The sequence below is a fragment of the Janthinobacterium sp. Mn2066 genome, assembly GCF_049319705.1.
Lineage (GTDB): Bacteria > Pseudomonadota > Gammaproteobacteria > Burkholderiales > Burkholderiaceae_D > Janthinobacterium.
Genome location: NZ_JBMOUF010000004.1, coordinates 333,401 through 349,016, shown reverse-complemented (window position 1 = coordinate 349,016; position 15,616 = coordinate 333,401). Strand labels below are relative to the sequence as shown.

General features: G+C 59.5%; 14 protein-coding genes. 9 read left to right on the top strand and 5 right to left on the bottom strand.

Annotation, left to right across the window (positions count from 1 at the left end; translation table 11 throughout):
- Window positions 1–301 precede the first annotated feature (301 nt).
- Window positions 302–1,423, top strand: a complete 1,122-nt coding sequence (locus tag ACL9RI_RS10115; protein WP_422726430.1) for a M14 family metallopeptidase — start codon at window positions 302–304, stop codon at window positions 1,421–1,423.
- 11 nt (window positions 1,424–1,434) lie between these two features.
- Window positions 1,435–1,899 (top strand): CYTH domain-containing protein, encoded by a 465-nt coding sequence (locus tag ACL9RI_RS10110; RefSeq protein WP_422726429.1) that lies wholly within the window; start codon window positions 1,435–1,437, stop codon window positions 1,897–1,899.
- A 74-nt stretch (window positions 1,900–1,973) separates the two neighbouring features.
- Here ACL9RI_RS10110 and ACL9RI_RS10105 read toward each other — a convergent pair whose 3' ends face one another.
- The 5 genes from ACL9RI_RS10105 to ACL9RI_RS10085 form a co-directional block, all read right to left on the bottom strand.
- Window positions 1,974–3,227: a DUF2863 family protein gene (locus ACL9RI_RS10105; RefSeq protein ID WP_422726428.1), complete on the bottom strand. Its 1,254-nt coding sequence runs from the start codon at window positions 3,225–3,227 to the stop codon at window positions 1,974–1,976.
- Between the two features lie 214 nt (window positions 3,228–3,441).
- A complete protein-coding gene (acnA, locus tag ACL9RI_RS10100; RefSeq protein ID WP_422726427.1) occupies window positions 3,442–6,162 on the bottom strand; it encodes an aconitate hydratase AcnA in 2,721 nt (906 codons plus the stop codon).
- Window positions 6,163–6,248: 86 nt separating this feature from the next.
- The gene (locus ACL9RI_RS10095) at window positions 6,249–6,776 is read right to left on the bottom strand and encodes a hypothetical protein (protein ID WP_422726525.1); all 528 of its coding nucleotides are present in this window, start codon (window positions 6,774–6,776) and stop codon (window positions 6,249–6,251) included.
- Between the two features lie 13 nt (window positions 6,777–6,789).
- Complete coding sequence (locus tag ACL9RI_RS10090) at window positions 6,790–7,788, bottom strand: HpcH/HpaI aldolase/citrate lyase family protein (RefSeq protein ID WP_183675948.1); 999 nt, start codon at window positions 7,786–7,788, stop codon at window positions 6,790–6,792.
- A 110-nt stretch (window positions 7,789–7,898) separates the two neighbouring features.
- Entirely contained in the window at window positions 7,899–8,888 is a 990-nt protein-coding gene (locus ACL9RI_RS10085) for a malate dehydrogenase (RefSeq protein ID WP_422726426.1), read from the bottom strand.
- Window positions 8,889–9,194: 306 nt separating this feature from the next.
- On the opposite strand from ACL9RI_RS10085, the gene ACL9RI_RS10080 reads away from it, so the two are divergent.
- From ACL9RI_RS10080 to gltA, 7 genes are all read left to right on the top strand, one after another.
- Window positions 9,195–10,052 carry a GntR family transcriptional regulator gene (locus tag ACL9RI_RS10080; RefSeq protein ID WP_422726425.1) on the top strand — a complete coding sequence of 286 codons (858 nt, stop codon included), beginning with the start codon at window positions 9,195–9,197 and terminating at the stop codon, window positions 10,050–10,052.
- A gap of 306 nt (window positions 10,053–10,358) precedes the next feature.
- Window positions 10,359–10,781 carry a succinate dehydrogenase, cytochrome b556 subunit gene (sdhC, locus tag ACL9RI_RS10075; RefSeq protein WP_183675951.1) on the top strand — a complete coding sequence of 141 codons (423 nt, stop codon included), beginning with the start codon at window positions 10,359–10,361 and terminating at the stop codon, window positions 10,779–10,781.
- 2 nt (window positions 10,782–10,783) lie between these two features.
- Window positions 10,784–11,149 (top strand): succinate dehydrogenase, hydrophobic membrane anchor protein, encoded by a 366-nt coding sequence (gene sdhD / locus ACL9RI_RS10070; protein WP_183675952.1) that lies wholly within the window; start codon window positions 10,784–10,786, stop codon window positions 11,147–11,149.
- Between the two features lie 2 nt (window positions 11,150–11,151).
- Window positions 11,152–12,933 (top strand): succinate dehydrogenase flavoprotein subunit, encoded by a 1,782-nt coding sequence (sdhA, locus tag ACL9RI_RS10065; protein WP_422726424.1) that lies wholly within the window; start codon window positions 11,152–11,154, stop codon window positions 12,931–12,933.
- 9 nt (window positions 12,934–12,942) lie between these two features.
- Complete coding sequence (locus ACL9RI_RS10060) at window positions 12,943–13,653, top strand: succinate dehydrogenase iron-sulfur subunit (protein ID WP_422726423.1); 711 nt, start codon at window positions 12,943–12,945, stop codon at window positions 13,651–13,653.
- A 118-nt stretch (window positions 13,654–13,771) separates the two neighbouring features.
- Window positions 13,772–14,053 carry a succinate dehydrogenase assembly factor 2 gene (locus ACL9RI_RS10055; protein WP_422726422.1) on the top strand — a complete coding sequence of 94 codons (282 nt, stop codon included), beginning with the start codon at window positions 13,772–13,774 and terminating at the stop codon, window positions 14,051–14,053.
- 123 nt (window positions 14,054–14,176) lie between these two features.
- Window positions 14,177–15,481, top strand: a complete 1,305-nt coding sequence (gltA, locus tag ACL9RI_RS10050; RefSeq protein ID WP_422726421.1) for a citrate synthase — start codon at window positions 14,177–14,179, stop codon at window positions 15,479–15,481.
- Window positions 15,482–15,616 lie beyond the last annotated feature (135 nt).

Here is a 15,616-nt window from a genome sequence, read left to right as displayed (position 1 = left end):
CACTTTCCTGGCGACTAGGTCAAAAAAATTGAATTATAGGGGCGCTACATGGAGGCAATGTTTCCGCCCTTGTTACAAAGCAGTTTTTTGTCTGGTCGAGACGGTGGCAGGCCGACTTTTTATGTGCTTGCCATACACTTTTCCAGTTTTTGCCCCGTATTGGTGCGTCAATAGTTCATCAGGCTTTTCGAATGGGCGCAAAGGGCGGAAAATAGAGGGATAGCTTACACTGCTTTTTTATGGTTGCGGCGGCGCTCCAGCGGCCTGCCGTAACATTTACTTTATGGGATAGGATCGTTACATGACCATTAAAATCAGCCAGAACTTCGACTCGGGCGCCATCGAGGTAGTCAGCGCTGCCAGCGCCGGCGCCATCGACCTGAAATTGCGCAAGGACTCGCACGCCGACATCCACCAATGGTTCCACTTCCGCCTGCAAGGCGCGCGCGGCCAGCACTGCACCATGCGTTTCCTGAACGCCGGCCAGGCGACCTATCCGGCCGGTTACGAGGGTTACCAGGCCGTTGCCAGCTACGATAGCGAAAACTGGTTCCGCGTGCCGACCACGTTCGACGGCCAGGTCATGACGATTTCGCACACGCCGGAACTCGACAGCGTGTATTACGCCTATTTCGAGCCGTATTCGTGGGAACGCCATCTGCGCCTGCTGGGCGAAGTGGCGGAACACCCGCTGGTGCGCGTGTCCGACCTGGGCAGCACGGTCGATGGCCGCGACATGAATCTGGTGACCATCGGCGATCCGCAGGCGGAAAAGAAAATCTGGATCATCGCGCGCCAGCACCCGGGTGAGTCGATGGCTGAATGGTTTGTCGAAGGTCTGATCGATTCCCTGCTGGACGACGCCAACCCGATCGCGCGCAAATTGCTGCAGCGTGCCGTGTTCCACATCGTGCCGAACATGAATCCGGACGGCTCGATCCGCGGCAACCTGCGCACCAATGCGGCTGGTGCCAACCTGAACCGCGAATGGATGACGCCATCGCTGGCATCGAGCCCGGAAGTGCTGTGCGTGAAAAACAAGATTCACGAAACGGGCGTCGACATGTTCTTCGACATCCATGGCGATGAAGCGCTGCCATACAACTTCGTGGCCGGCAATGAAATGCTGGAAAACTTCACGCCGGCCCAGGCTGCGCATCAAAAAGCCTTTATCGAACGCTACAAGCAAGCCAGCCCGGACTTCCAGGACAAGTTCGGCTACGCGGCCAGCAAGTACAAATCGGACATGCTGACCCTGGCCTCGAAGTACATCGGCCACCACTTCCAGTGCCTGGCGCTGACCCTGGAAATGCCATTCAAGGAAAACGCCGACTTGCCAGATCCATCGGTGGGCTGGAATGGCGCGCGCAGCGCGGCGCTGGGCGCGGCCATGCTGCAGCCTATCCTGCTGTCGCTCGACTGAAAGGCGTGATCATGGGCGTCGAGATCGAACGCAAATTCCTGCTCGCTGGCGACGGCTGGCGTGACTTGGCCGAACCGGTATTGCTGCGCCAGGGGTATCTGTCGTCGCAGCGCGAACGCGTGGTGCGCGTGCGCATCGAGGGCCAGCACGCCATGCTGACCATCAAGGGCGCGAACGTGGGCACCCGCCGCGGCGAATGGGAATATCCGATACCGCTGGCCGACGCCAACGAATTGCTCGACGGCCTGTGCGAGCAGCCGCTGATCGAAAAATACCGGCGCCGCATCATGTATGCGGGCATGGTGTGGGAAGTCGATGAATTCCTGGGCGCCAATTTTGGCCTGGTGGTGGCCGAGATCGAGCTGCACTCGGTCGATCAGCCTTTTGAAAAGCCGGACTGGGTCGGCGTCGAAGTGTCCGACGACACGCGCTATTACAACGCCAATTTGATACGCCACCCGTTTTCACAGTGGTAAGTTAACACTGGTGGCAGGCATAAAAAAGGCAGAACCGAGGTTCTGCCTTTTTTGCTTTCAAGCCGTGTCAGCCATCAATGGAAGTGCTCTGTTCCCTGTGGCGTATCTTCCGGCATTTCGGCGTGCGCCAGTTCGCCGACCGGGTCGGCAAACAGCGGGGCGCCGCAATCGTCGCAATATTCACCGACATAACGTTCCGTGTGGCGCTTGATCTGCGTTACGCCGGCGGCGTTCAGGTGCTCGATGATTTCATCGACCGGCGTCTTTTGCTTGTCGAGCGCGGCGATGCCGACCTGGATCAAGCCTTCGATCGGCGTGCCGTCTTCATCTTCCTGGCCATACAAAGGCCAGACGATGCCGTAGATGACTTCCGGCGCCTGGCGCAGGGTGAAGGCGATGCGGTATTCATCGACTTGTCCCTCGGCCGATTCTTCGCCAAAGCCGGCGATCACGGCGCGCAGTTCCGACGCCTCGATGGCCAGGGTATGCGTCAGGTAATGCACGGCCGCCCGCACGGAGACGGGGCGTATCAGCTTGTCCGCTTCGCGGCAGGCCACGTAATACGCTTCCGGCAGCAGCAGTTCCAGGCCGCAGCCAGGCAGCATGCGGGCGATGGTCGGCGTGGCTTGCGTACGCCATTGGGCCAGCGCTGCGCTGCGCTCGGCGATGAAGTCGAGCTGCGTGGCCGGCGTTTGCCAGCGGAACAGCGGTGCACCAAAGGGCGCCACCACGGCCACCAGCAGGTAGCGCGTGTCGGCCAGGAAGGGCGCCGTTTCCGCTTCCTTGCTTGACGGTTTGACAGCCGTGCCCTTCAGCGCGGCCAGCGCCAGTTTCTGCGTCTTGGCATAGGTTTCGACATGGCTGCGCGGCAGCTGGTCGATCGAATACAGGGTGGGCGCCATCGCCATCCTGGTGCCGTCGGCCAGCAGGTGCGCCGCAAAGTGTGCGGACAGCACGCCGTGCGCATCGCCGGCCATGGGGCCGGAAGCGATGGAAAAGCGCGTCCAGGCCAGGATCGGCACGGCCACCAGCAAGGCGTCGTAGCGCGCGTCTTCGTGAACGATGACGGTCGATTCGCTGACCGCTTCCACGCTATCCATCAGGACGTCGTAGGCGTTCAGGTCTTCCTTGAACAGGCTGCCAAGGGTGTTGTCGATGGTGTCCTGGTGACCCGTCTTGAGTAATTTCTGGAGCTGCGTATCCAGGCTGTGTTCCCAGGACCGCTCTTCGAGGCGGCTGGCTGCCTGTACGATCGCCTGGGCAAAGGTGACCAGGCGCTGGCTGTCGGCAGTCAGTTTATGGGATGAATCTTTGGAAGGACGACGCATAGCGGGATAAGAGTCTCGTAAAGTAAAAAAAATGGATCAGTCAAATAAATGATAAACCCTTATGAGCCCTATTGTAGAGGATTCGGCCACGCATGCAGCGTAAGCTGTGTCCAGATCATGGCGAATATGGAAATTTCAAGTGGCGGCCATGGTGCAGACGAAAAAAAACGCCGGTCAGCGACCGGCGTTTTTGCGATGCATCAAGGCTGAACGATTACTCGGCCAGCAGCTGGCGCAGCACGAATGGCAGGATACCGCCGTGCTTGTAGTAATCGACTTCGATCGGCGTATCGATGCGCAGCAGCACTTTGACTTCTTGCGAGCTGCCGTTGGCGCGGTGGATCACCAGGGTCGCCAGTTGCTGTGGCTTGATTTCGCCTTCGAGGCCTTTCAGGTCGAAGGTTTCATTGCCGGTGATGCCCAGGGTTTGCACGCTGTCGTCGCCGATGAATTGCAGCGGCAACACGCCCATGCCCACCAGGTTCGAACGGTGGATACGCTCGAAGGAACGGGTGATCACGGCTTTCACGCCCAGCAGTTGCGTACCTTTTGCCGCCCAGTCGCGCGACGAGCCGGTGCCGTACTCTTCGCCGCCGAACACCATGGTTGGTGTGCCTTCGGCAACATACTTCATCGCTGCGTCGTAGATCGACATTTGTTCGCCGGAAGGCTGGTGAATCGTGATGCCGCCTTCGACTGCCGAACCGTCTGCCTTGGCAGGGATCATGCGGTTTTTGATACGCACGTTGGCGAAGGTGCCGCGCATCATGATTTCGTGGTTGCCGCGACGCGAGCCGTAGGAGTTGAAGTCCGCTTTCAGGACGCCGTTTTCCTTCAGCCACTTGCCTGCAGGGCCGTTTTCCTGGATCGAACCGGCTGGCGAGATGTGATCGGTGGTGATCGAATCGCCGAACACGCCCAGTGCGCGCGCGCCTTCGATGCCGGTGGCCACTGCCGCTGGCGTCATCGAGAAGTTATCGAAGAACGGTGGTTCAGCGATATAGGTCGATTTAGGCCAGTTGTAGACTTGACCGGACACGGTGGTGACTTTTTCCCACAGCTTGCCTGGTGCGCCCTTGACGTCAGCGTAGTTATCCTTGAACACCTTGGCGTTCATGGCGAACTTCATCATGGCCGACACTTCAGCCGAGCTAGGCCAGATGTCGCCCAGGTAGATATCCTTGCCGCCCTTGCCCTTGCCCACTGGCTCGGTCATCAGGTCGCGCGTCATGTTGCCGGCGATGGCGTAAGCGACCACCAGCGGTGGCGAAGCCAGGAAGTTCGAACGGATGTTCGGGTGGATACGTGCTTCGAAGTTGCGGTTGCCCGACAGTACAGCCGAGGCGACGATGTCGTGGGTGGCGATGGCGGCGTTCAATTCCGGGGTCAGGTCGCCAGCATTGCCGATACAGGTGGTGCAGCCGTAGGCGGTCACGCCGAAGCCCAGTTTTTCCAGGTATGGCAGCAGGCCGGCAGCGGTCAGGTACTCGGTCACGACGCGCGAGCCAGGAGCCAGCGAAGTCTTGATGTGTGGCGCCACTTTCAGGCCGGCTTCCACGGCTTTCTTGGCCAGCAGGCCGGCAGCCAGCATCACGCTCGGGTTCGAGGTGTTGGTGCACGAAGTGATCGCAGCGATCAGCACGTCGCCGTTCGATACTTTCACGCCATTGGTGGTTTCGTACACGGCAGCCAGGTCGGCCGGGTTCTTGTTGAAACCGTTTTCGGTGGTTGGCTTGGCGAACAGTTCTGCGAAGTTGGCCTTGACGTTGCCGATTTCGATACGGTCTTGCGGGCGTTTCGGGCCGGCCAGCGATGGCGCTACCGATGCCAGGTCCAGTGCCACCACGCGGGTGTAGTCGATCTCGCCTTCTTTTGGCACGCCGAACAGGTTTTGCGCCTTGAAGTAGCCTTCGAATGCAGCGATTTCAGCCTTGCTGCGGCCGGTGCCCTTGAAGTAATCGATGGTCGCTTCGTCAACCGGGAAGAAGCCCATGGTTGCGCCGTATTCCGGCGCCATGTTGGCGATGGTTGCGCGGTCGGTCAGGGTCAGGGACTCGGTGCCTTCGCCGAAGAATTCGACGAACTTGCCGACCACTTTTTCCTTGCGCAGCAATTCGGTGATGGTCAGTACCAGGTCGGTGGCGGTGCAGCCTTCGCGCAGCGCGCCGGTCAGGTTCACGCCGATCACGTCAGGCGTCAGGAAGTAGACTGGCTGGCCCAGCATGCCGGCTTCCGCCTCGATGCCGCCCACGCCCCAGCCCACTACGCCGATGCCGTTGATCATGGTGGTGTGCGAGTCGGTACCGACCAGGGTGTCAGGGTAGTACACGTCGCCGGCTTTCTTGCCGGTGTTGTGCACGCCGCGCGCCAGGTATTCCAGGTTGACCTGGTGGACGATGCCGAAGCCTGGCGGCACCACGCCGAAGGTGTCGAATGCCTGCATGCCCCATTTCATGAACTGGTAACGCTCGTTGTTACGCGAGAATTCCAGTTTCATGTTCAGGTCCAGCGCTTTCTTTTCGCGGTAGTGGTCGATGGTGACCGAGTGGTCGACCACCAGGTCGACCGGCACCAGCGGCTCGATCTTCTTGGCGTTGACGCCCATCTTGGCGGCCACGTTACGCATTGCGGCCAGGTCGGCCAGCAGTGGCACGCCGGTGAAGTCTTGCAGCACGACGCGCGCCACTACGAACGGGATCTCGTCGGTGCGCTCGGCGGTCGGGCCCCAGCTCGCCAATTGCTTGACGTGTTCTTCGGTGACTTTTTTGCCGTCGCAATTGCGCAGTACCGATTCCAGTACGATGCGAATCGACACAGGCAGGCGGGAAACATTGATGCCCAGGCTTTTTTCCAGTGCAGGCAGGGAATACAGCTTGCCCTTCTTGCTATCTGAAATATTAAAGTCCTTGAGCGTGTTCAGAGTGTTGCGGGACATGACCTCTCCTTGTTGGGTATCGTCTTTATTGATTATTCAAATTACAAAATATGACTGAGCCTCCGGGGAGGCCCCTGCTACTCACATCAGCCGCCGGTTGCTTGCTGCATGCCCAGCGATGGCGGCGCTTCCACTGCCACTGCCGGTTTCGACTGCTCCGCATCCTTGCATTCATTGGCCAGTTGGCGGTTCTGCTTGGAATCGAGCAGCATGCCTTTGGCCGGGATGCCGATCCAGATCAATCCGTACAGGCGGTTTTCAAAGCGATTGGCGCCAGTGGTGGTGCCAACGCGGCTCAGGCGATGCAAGCGTTTTTTCCAGCGCAGCGCGATGTATTTGTCATCGTTGGCGTTGGTGTAGATAGTGATCTTGTCACCGAGTTCGCAATTGAATTCGGTGGTGGTGTCGCCAGTGGTGTCCGGCTCATCAGCTTCTGGATTCGGTTCGGCCGGCTTGGCTGCCGGTTTGGCGGCGGCCTTGGCCTTGCTGTGCTTGGCCTTGGCCGTCTTTTTCGCCGGCGCCGCGGTATCGGTCGCAGCGTAGGCCGGGGCCAGCGCGAGGGTCATGGCGCCCAGCGCGACGCTGCAGGCTATGGCTAATTTGGAGATGGACATCATGTAATTCCTGTCAGTTTTCAGTAGGGCTGGTCGTTTGCGTGTTCAGTAATGCAGCAGCCGCCTCGGGCAGGCCGAGGCCTGCCAGTTTGGCGCGCTGTAAAACGGTCCAATAATATCGGTAGCTGGCACGGTCGTGCAAGCGGCCATTCTGCGCAATCGGGCCCCAGTTGGCGCGCAGCGCCTCATTGAGTATCGTGCTGGCCTCATTGACCTCGGACAGGCGCGGCGTGAAGGCCTTGATAATCGGCTTGATCTGGTCCGGATGGATGCTCCACATGCGCGTGTAGCCGAATTCGGCGGTCGCGCGCTGGGCGTCGTTGGCCACCACGGCCGAATCGCGCACGTCGGTGGTCACATTGTGCGAGGCCACCTTGCCGTGGGCGTGGCAGGCGGCCGCCACTTCCAGCTTGGCGCGCACTACCAGCGGGTGCGTAAACTGGCCCGGCGTGCGCATGGCGGCGGCCGGGATGGCGCCGTAATGGGCCGAGACGAAATCCATGATGCCGAAGGACAGGCATTCGACCTGGGGCAGGGCGGCGATGGCGTAGGCGTCATGCAGCGCGCCATGCGTCTCGATCAGGATATGCACGGGCAGGTCGTCGCGGCCGGCGCGGCGCGCGTGCAGGTTGATCAGGTCGATCGCCAGCATGGCGTCCTGCAGGCCGCCCACTTTGGGCACGGCGATATAGGCCAGGCGGCTGGCGGCGGCGCAGACGATTTCCACGTCGCGCGCAAAGAACGGGCTGTCGACGTCGTGCACGCGCACGCCGATGCGGTTGAACTGGTTGTCGTCGCTGGCGATCAGCGCGGCCACCAGTTGTGCGTGGGCTTCTTCATTGCCGGCGCTGGCGCCGTCTTCGCAATCGAAGGTGATGTCGAACAGCGGGCCAAGCTCTTGTTGCAAGGCAATCGATTTACGCATCAGCTTTTCAGAGCCGGCGTAGTGGTCGCAAGCGGCGAGCAACAGCGGCTGGCGTTTACCTTGGAATAAAACCTCGGAAGGGTGCATGCTTAAGGCAATCTGCGTGAAAACTACGGGATAAAACAGCCGCACCGCGATTGTCGCGGAGCGGGCTGCATGGCAGGCGGCGCTTGCGCCGCGCCGCCACTACACTGGACTTAGGCCAGCAGGTGTTTCACGCCTTCGCGCTCTTCGGTCAGTTCTTTCAGGGTCAGGTTGATGCGCTCTTGCGAGAATGCATCGATTTCCAGGCCTTGAACGATGGTGTACTCACCGTTTTCGGTGGTGACCGGGAAGCCGAACACGGTGCCTTCAGGGATGCCATACGAGCCATCCGAAGGAACGCCCATGGTGGTCCATTTGCCGTTGGTGCCCAGGATCCAGTCATGGATATGGTCGATGGCGGCGTTCGCTGCCGACGCTGCCGACGACAGGCCGCGTGCATCGATGATGGCTGCGCCGCGCTTGCCGACGGTCGGCAGGAAGGTGTTGGCGTTCCATTCCTGGTCGTTGATCAGGTCCTTGACAGCCTTGCCGTTGACGGTGGCGAAGCGGTAGTCGGCGTACATCGTCGGCGAGTGGTTGCCCCAGACGGTCAGCTTTTCGATGTCCTTCACGGCGGTGCCGGTCTTGGCAGCCACTTGCGACAGGGCGCGGTTGTGGTCCAGGCGCAGCATGGCGGTGAAGTTTTTCGCTGGCAGCGATGGCGCCGATTTCATGGCGATGTAGGCATTGGTGTTGGCTGGATTGCCGACCACCAGGACTTTCACGTTGCGCGAAGCGACGGCGTCCAGTGCCTTGCCTTGTACCGTGAAGATCTGTGCATTCGCTTCCAGCAGGTCCTTGCGTTCCATGCCTGGGCCGCGTGGACGTGCGCCCACCAGTACGGCAACGTCGACATCCTTGAAGGCGGTCAGCGGATCGGAGTGAGCGGTCATCTCGGTCAGCAGCGGGAACGCGCAGTCGTCGATTTCCATCATCACGCCCTTGAGCGCTTTCTGGGCTTTTTCGTCCGGGATTTCAAGCAATTGCAGGATAACAGGCTGGTCTTTACCGAGCATGTCGCCGTTGGCGATGCGGAACAACAGGGCGTAGCCGATCTGGCCGGCGGCGCCGGTCACTGCAACACGCATTGGGGTTTTAGCCATGATGAATCTCCAAAAATGGGATAAGAAAACGGGCTTGAGGCTGGGCCTACGCTTGTCCGGAAAAACTGTAATGATACCAAAACCGGCCGACGCCACCGAATTGCCGGTGTACGCAACCGTAACGGTTGTGCTGCACGATGCCAGAGTGGCTGGCCGGCAGCATAAAACGCTGGCTCACAAGTTTTATCGAGGGCAGTTTAGGCCTCCGATTCCCATCTGTCAATCATATCTTATGTCTTATATAAGACAGCAAAGTTCTAGTGTTTTGCTGGACGTGTGCGGTGATTTGTGTTGAAATGTCGGACTATGAATTCCGCCTCGTCCAATCTGACCACCAATGCCACTGCTGCAAGCGGGGCGGTCAGTCCGACCGCGGGCAGCCCGGCCAGTGTCACTCCTGCTGCCGCGGCGGCCACTCCGGCCACGGCTGCGCCCGTCGCCAGCGCCTCGCCCACCTTCAGTCCGCTGTACCAGCAAATCAAGGCGCTCATCACGCAGAGCCTGCAGTCGGGCGAGTGGAAGCCGGGCGAGCTGATCCCCAGTGAAGTCGAACTGGCCGGCCGCTTCAAGGTCAGCCAGGGCACGGTGCGCAAGGCCATCGATGAGCTGGCCGCCGAAAACCTGGTCATGCGCCGCCAGGGCAAGGGCACCTTTGTCTCGACCCACCACGAGGCGCGCGCGCATTTCCGCTTCCTGCGCCTGGTGCCGGACGAAGGCGTGCCGCATTATCCTGAAAGCAAGTTTTTAGAAGTCCGCCGCGTGCGCGCGCCGGCCGACGTGGCGCGCCTGATGGAATTGAAATCGGGCGACGCCGTCATCTTCATCAAGCGCGTGCAGTATTTCGATGGCGTGCCGACCATCGTCGAAGAGCTATGGTTGCCTGGCCTGATCTTCAAGGGCCTGACGGCCGAGCGCCTGGTGGAATACAAGGGGCCGATGTATGGCCTGTTTGAAACAGAATTTGGTACGCGCATGATACGGGCGTCCGAGCAGATCCGCGCCGTGTGCGCCGACGCCGACGCCGCGCAATTGTTAAATATCGAGGCCGGCACGCCGCTGCTCAGCTCGGAGCGCGTGTCGTTTACCTACGGCGACAAGCCGGTCGAACTGCGTCGGGGCTTGTACCTGACCAGTCATCATCATTACCAGAATGAACTCAGCTGAAAGCCGCGGGGCGTCCCTGGACGCCCGAACAAGTGGCAAGGCTGAAGCTCATCGCTTGTGACGTGCCGGTCGCGAGGCGGGCATGGGAGACGACAGGACGCAGGCAAGGCGTTGCCAGCCCCGGCGGGCGACAGCAGTGCAGGTGTTTCTGTAATTAAATTACGTGAACTACGGAAAGTAGCGCGAAGTTGTGTAGTAAAAAACCATTTTGGTTATATGTAACAATAGATATTGGTGTGGGTTGCGAAAATCGGCGAAAATCGCGGCTTCAATATTTAGTTGAAATTCAAAGGGGAGGTTTTTGTTATGTCTGAAGCCGTAAGAGAAGTACCAAAAAAAGAACGGCCGCAATTCCGTAACATTCATGTTACTGAATTGTCTAACTACCGCATGGCCGTTGGCGCCATCGTCTCGATCCTGCACCGTATCAGTGGCTTCATCATGTTCGCCCTGCTGCCTTGCATCCTGTACATGCTGGAACTGAGCTTGCGTTCCGAAATGTCCTACGCCTACTTCCACGGCATCGCCTCGCACTGGCTGGTCAAATTGATCACGCTGGGCCTGGTATGGGCCTTCCTGCACCACTTCTGCGCCGGTATCCGCCACCTGTTCATGGATGTGCACGTCGCCATCGAAAAGCAGTCGGCACGCAAGACCGCTTCCTCGGTGCTGGTCGTGAGCCTGGTGCTGACCGCCCTGGTCGCTTTGAAACTGTTTGGAGTATTTTAAACATGGCAGACAATAACATCGGACCGAAACGCCTCGTCGTCGGTGCCCACTACGGCTTGCGCGACTGGCTGGCGCAACGCGTCACCGCCATCGTCATGGTGGCATACGTTGCCATCCTGCTCATCGCTTTCTTGACTGGCAGCAACTTCACCTATGAAGGCTGGGCTGGTTTGTTCGCACAGCAATGGTTTAAATTGATCAGCCTGGTGACGTTCCTGGCGCTGTTTTACCACGCATGGGTCGGCGTACGCGACATCTGGATGGACTACGTGAAAAGCGCTGGCCTCCGTCTGACCCTGCAAATTGCCACCATGCTGTGGTTGATCGCTTGTGCCGGCTGGACGGTACAGATACTCTGGAGTGTGTAATCGTGGCAGCATATAAATCTGCAATCCCTACCCGCCGCTTTGATGCGGTGATCGTTGGCGCCGGCGGTTCCGGCATGCGCGCGTCGTTGCAACTGGCTGAAGCCGGTCTGAACGTCGCTGTCTTGTCCAAGGTTTTCCCGACCCGCTCGCACACTGTTGCGGCGCAGGGCGGTATCGGCGCGTCGCTCGGCAACATGGCCGAAGACAACTGGTTCTGGCATATGTTCGACACCGTCAAGGGTGGCGACTATCTGGGCGACCAGGACGCCATCGAATTCATGTGCCGTGAAGCACCGAAGGTCGTGTACGAACTGGAACACTTCGGCATGCCATTCGACCGCAACCCGGACGGCACCATTTATCAGCGTCCATTCGGCGGCCACACGGCCCATTTCGGCGAAAAGCCGGTGCAGCGCGCTTGCGCGGCCGCTGACCGTACCGGTCACGCCCTGCTGCATACCTTGTATCAGCGCAACGTGCGCGCGCGTACCCACTTCTTCGTGGAATGGATGGCGCTGGACCTGATCCGCGACGCCGACGGCGACGTGATCGGTGTTGTTGCACTGGAAATGGAAACCGGCGAATGCATGATCCTGGAAGCCAAGACCACGATCATGGCCACCGGTGGCGCAGGCCGCATCTTCGCTGCCTCGACCAATGCCTTCATTAACACCGGCGACGGCATGGGCATGGCGGCACGTGCCGGCCTGCCACTGCAAGACATGGAATTCTGGCAATTCCACCCGACCGGCGTGGCCGGCGCGGGCGTGCTGATCACCGAAGGCGTGCGCGGCGAAGGCGGTATCCTGATCAACAGCGAAGGCGAACGCTTCATGGAGCGCTATGCGCCGACCCTGAAGGATCTGGCGCCGCGCGATTTCGTGTCGCGTTCGATGGACCAGGAAATCAAGGAAGGCCGCGGCTGCGGTCCGAACAAGGATCACGTGATGCTGGACCTGCGTCATATCGGCGCCGACACCATCGCCAAGCGTCTGCCTTCGATCCTGGAAATCGGCCACAAGTTTGCCAACGTCGATGCGACCAAGGAACCGATTCCTGTCGTCCCGACGATTCACTACCAGATGGGCGGCATTCCGACCAACATCCACGGCCAGGTGGTCACGCCAACCGGTCCGGAAGGTTCGGCCAAGGTCGTCAACGGCCTGTACGCAATCGGCGAATGTGCCTGCGTCTCGGTACACGGCGCCAACCGCCTGGGCACCAACTCGCTGCTGGACCTGGTGGTCTTCGGCCGCGCGGCCGGTAACCATATCGTCAACAGCGGCCTGAAAGCCAAGGAAAACAAGCCTTTGCCAGCCGACGCTGCCGATTTCGCCATGGGCCGCCTGCAGCGCCTGGAAAACTCGACCGGCACGGAAACCGTGCAGGGCGTGGCGAACGATATCCGCGCCACCATGCAGAAATACTGTGGCGTGTTCCGTACCGATGCGATGCTGAACAAGGGCGTCGAAGAAATCATGAAGCTCGACGAGCGCCGCAAGCACGTCTCGTTCAAGGATAAATCGAAGGTCTTCAACACGGCCCGCGTGGAAGCGCTGGAACTGGACAACCTGATCGAAACGGCAAAAGCGACCATCGTCTCGGCAGCAGCCCGCAAGGAATCGCGCGGCGCCCATGCCCAGGACGATTACCCGCACCGCGACGACGACAACTGGATGAAGCACACGCTGTGGTACTCGGAAGGCAACCGACTGGAATACAAGCCAGTCGTGACCAAGCCGCTGACGGTAGATACCTTCAAACCGAAACCACGCACTTTCTAAGGCTATACCATGGCACGCACTCTTAAATTCAAAATCTACCGCTACGATCCTGACCAGGATGCCAAGCCGTACATGCAAGACCTGACGGTCGAACTGAAAGACACCGACAAGATGCTGCTCGACGCACTGCAGCGCATCAAGGCGGACGTCGATGACTCGCTGGCCCTGCGCCGCTCGTGCCGCGAAGGCGTGTGCGGTTCGGACGCGATGAACATCAACGGCAAGAACGGCCTGGCCTGCACCACCAACCTGAACGAACTGACCGAGCCTATCGTGCTGCGTCCGTTGCCAGGCTTGCCAGTGATCCGCGACCTGATCGTCGACATGACGCAGTTCTTCAAGCAGTACGATTCGATCAAGCCGTTCCTGATCAACGATTCGATCCCGCCTGAAAAAGAACGCCTGCAATCGCCGGAACAGCGCGAAGAACTCGATGGCCTGTACGAATGCATCCTGTGCGCCTGCTGCTCCACCTCGTGCCCGTCGTTCTGGTGGAACCCGGACAAGTTCGTCGGCCCGGCTGGCCTGCTGCAAGCTTACCGCTTCATCGCCGATTCGCGCGATGAAGCCACCGGCGCGCGTCTGGACAACCTGGAAGATCCGTACCGTCTGTTCCGCTGCCATTCGATCATGAACTGCGTCGATGTCTGCCCTAAAGGTTTGAACCCGAACAAGGCGATCGGCAAGATCAAGGAATTGATGGTTCGCCGCGCGATCTGATTTTTCAGTATTGCGTCCGCCGGGCGCCGCCAGCAGGGGAGGGCAACCGCCTTTCCGGGCAGGCGGCGCCTGCAAAGTAGTACCGTGCCGTCAAGGCACACCGAAAGTGTTGAACAAAATGACAGACCCAATTTTGTCCTCGCATCAGGCCGACCCGGCCAACCGCGCCCGCCTGCGCTGGCGCTCACGGCGTGGCCTGCTGGAAAACGATATCATTCTCACTCGTTTTCTCGATGCGTATGAAACCGAATTGACCGACGAGGAAGTTGACGCGCTGACGCGTTTGCTCGATTTGTCGGACAATGCGTTGATGGATCTGGTACTGGCTCGTAAAGAGCCGGAAGGCGAAGTCGATCTGCTGCACGTGCACGCACTGCTGCAACGACTGCGCATTGCCTAGACGCCTGGGCGATATATTGCAAACGGTGCGAGTGGCGCGCTGTAGCACTGCCGAAGTGCGGTGCGAATTGCAGCCAGAATTTTTTGATTTTAATTTCGACTCACTCCCGAGAAGGAAGAGCCCATGAATACCTCTGACACAAAAGCTACCCTGTCGTTCTCCGATGGCAGCCCATCGCTTGAATTTCCTATCTACAAAGGCACGGTAGGTCCGGACGTCATCGACATCCGCAAACTGTACGCCGGTAGTGGCAAGTTCACCTACGACCCAGGCTTTATGTCGACCGCCTCGTGCAATTCGTCGATCACCTACATCGACGGTGACAAGGGCGAGCTGCTGTACCGCGGTTACCCGATCGAACAGTTGGCCGTGAACGCCGACTTCATGGAATCGTGCTACCTGTTGCTGAACGGCGAACTGCCTAACGCAGCGCAAAAAGCTGAATTCGTTGAAACCGTGACCAAGCACACCATGGTGCACGAGCAAATGCAATTCTTCTTCCGTGGCTTCCGCCGCGATGCGCATCCGATGTCGGTCCTGGTGGGCACCGTCGGCGCGCTGGCGTCGTTCTACCATGATTCGCTGGACATCAACAACGCCACGCACCGTGAAGTGTCGGCGATCCGCCTGATCGCCAAGATGCCTACCCTGGTGGCGATGGCCTATAAATACTCGATCGGCCAGCCGTTCGTGTACCCACGCAACGACCTGTCGTACAGCGCCAACTTCATGCGCATGATGTTCGGCAATCCATGCGAAGAATACAAAGTCAACGACGTGCTGGTGCGCGCCCTGGACCGTATCCTGATCCTGCACGCAGACCACGAGCAAAACGCATCGACCTCGACCGTCCGCCTGGCCGGTTCGTCGGGCGCCAACCCGTTCGCGTGTATCGCTGCCGGTATCGCCTGCCTGTGGGGCCCTGCCCACGGCGGCGCGAACGAAGCTGCACTGAACATGCTGAAAGAAATCGGCACCGTCGACAACATCCCAGCGTTCATCGAGCAAGTCAAGGACAAGAACTCCGGCGTCAAGCTGATGGGCTTTGGCCACCGCGTGTACAAAAACTTCGACCCACGCGCCAAACTGATGCGTGAAACCTGCTACGAAGTGCTGAACGAACTGGGCCTGCAAGACGACCCACTGTTCAAACTGGCGATGGAACTGGAAAAAATTGCACTGAACGACGACTACTTCGTTTCGCGCAAACTGTATCCAAACGTCGACTTCTACTCGGGCATCGTGCAATCGGCACTGGGCATCCCGGTATCGCTGTTCACCGGTATCTTCGCCATGGCCCGCACCATCGGCTGGATCGCCCAATGGAACGAAATGATCGCCGACCCAGAGCAAAAAATCGGCCGTCCACGCCAGCTGTTCGTCGGTTCGACCACGCGCGAAGTGTTGCCACTGGATAAGCGCGCTTAATTTCAGCGTGTTGATCTTGCCGGGCCTTGCGGCCTGGCGCAAAAAAGCGAGCCTGATGGCTCGCTTTTTTTATGCGCGCTACTTTCCATGGCCGACAGGGCGCAAAGCTGCTACGCTGCCATTTTCAACCTTCGC

Bases quoted from the DNA above. Each gene is read 5' to 3' on its own strand.
- ACL9RI_RS10115 (WP_422726430.1), top strand. From the start codon at position 302: ATGACCATTAAAATCAGCCAGAACTTCGACTCGGGCGCCATCGAGGTA.
- ACL9RI_RS10110 (WP_422726429.1), top strand. From the start codon at position 1,435: ATGGGCGTCGAGATCGAACGCAAATTCCTGCTCGCTGGCGACGGCTGG.
- ACL9RI_RS10105 (WP_422726428.1), bottom strand. From the start codon at position 3,227: ATGCGTCGTCCTTCCAAAGATTCATCCCATAAACTGACTGCCGACAGC.
- acnA (WP_422726427.1), bottom strand. From the start codon at position 6,162: ATGTCCCGCAACACTCTGAACACGCTCAAGGACTTTAATATTTCAGAT.
- ACL9RI_RS10095 (WP_422726525.1), bottom strand. From the start codon at position 6,776: ATGTCCATCTCCAAATTAGCCATAGCCTGCAGCGTCGCGCTGGGCGCC.
- ACL9RI_RS10090 (WP_183675948.1), bottom strand. From the start codon at position 7,788: ATGCACCCTTCCGAGGTTTTATTCCAAGGTAAACGCCAGCCGCTGTTG.
- ACL9RI_RS10085 (WP_422726426.1), bottom strand. From the start codon at position 8,888: ATGGCTAAAACCCCAATGCGTGTTGCAGTGACCGGCGCCGCCGGCCAG.
- ACL9RI_RS10080 (WP_422726425.1), top strand. From the start codon at position 9,195: ATGAATTCCGCCTCGTCCAATCTGACCACCAATGCCACTGCTGCAAGC.
- sdhC (WP_183675951.1), top strand. From the start codon at position 10,359: ATGTCTGAAGCCGTAAGAGAAGTACCAAAAAAAGAACGGCCGCAATTC.
- sdhD (WP_183675952.1), top strand. From the start codon at position 10,784: ATGGCAGACAATAACATCGGACCGAAACGCCTCGTCGTCGGTGCCCAC.
- ACL9RI_RS10060 (WP_422726423.1), top strand. From the start codon at position 12,943: ATGGCACGCACTCTTAAATTCAAAATCTACCGCTACGATCCTGACCAG.
- ACL9RI_RS10055 (WP_422726422.1), top strand. From the start codon at position 13,772: ATGACAGACCCAATTTTGTCCTCGCATCAGGCCGACCCGGCCAACCGC.
- gltA (WP_422726421.1), top strand. From the start codon at position 14,177: ATGAATACCTCTGACACAAAAGCTACCCTGTCGTTCTCCGATGGCAGC.